Here is a 1,093-nt window from a genome sequence, read left to right on the forward strand (position 1 = left end):
GGTGGTGGAATTTATCTAGATTACTTGAATAATGATTCTCGTTTGGTTATTGAAAATATTAAGAAGGCTCATGAACTCGGAGGACTTATGGTCAGTCGTATGAAAGCTGTCAAAGTTATCCATAATCAATTTGGCAATGCATGCGGTGTAACTGTTAAAGATATGATCAGTGGTGAAGAGTTTGATGTTAAAGCCAAGATCGTTCTTAATGCTTCAGGTCCATGGTCAGACTTTGTTAAAGACCTTGATGACAAGCATGATCCAAAGAAGACACAAATGCGTCCTACAAAGGGTGTCCATTTAGTTGTTGATCAATCAAGACTAAACGTTCCTAAGCCAACATACTTTGGTTCAGGTACAAACGATGGTCGTATGATCTTTACAATCCCTAGAGATGGTAAAACATACTTCGGTACTACTGATACTGACTTTAAGGGTGATTTAACACATCCTAAGGTTGAACAAAGCGATGTAGATTACCTATTGAGAATCATCAACAAGAAGTATCCAAATGCTCATATTACACTTGACGATGTTGAATCAAGTTGGGCTGGTGTAAGACCACTTGTTGCCGAAGAACCTGCTCCGGTTGATGAAAAAGCGGAAGAAGAAAAGCCAGATGTAGTTTCAGGTGCTAGTGATTCAGGTAGCCACAAACTAACTGCTTCACAAGTATCTCGTGGTAGTTCATTGAAACGTGCCGATGATGGTTTGATTACTTTAGCTGGTGGTAAATTAACTGACTATCGTAAGATGGCTGACGGTGCTATGAAGATGATTATTGAAATCATGAATAGCCAATATGCACGTGATTACAAGCCAGTTGATTCAGCAAATATCAAGGTTTCCGGTGGTGACTTTGACTCAGATCACGCTGAAGAAGAGCTTGAAAACTATGCTAAAAAAGCTATTGCTGCAGGAATCGATCCTGTTGGAGCTGAAAAGATGGCAAACATCTTTGGATCAAACATGGACGAAATCCTAGCTAGTGCTAAAGACGTTAAACCAGTTCAAGGTTTGAGTTTAGCTGAAACATTGAGTTTACATTATTCAATGGAAAACGAAATGGCAATGACACCAGAAGATTATCTCT

1 protein-coding gene is annotated in these 1,093 nt (G+C 39.2%); it reads left to right on the top strand.

Annotated elements, in window-relative coordinates; translation table 11 throughout:
- Window positions 1-1,093, top strand: a 1,093-nt coding sequence (locus FHL06_RS13965; RefSeq protein ID WP_153387260.1) for a glycerol-3-phosphate dehydrogenase/oxidase, incomplete at both ends; no start/stop codon positions are given.

It is taken from the genome of Companilactobacillus halodurans (assembly GCF_009600985.1).
In the GTDB taxonomy this organism is placed as follows: domain Bacteria; phylum Bacillota; class Bacilli; order Lactobacillales; family Lactobacillaceae; genus Companilactobacillus; species Companilactobacillus halodurans.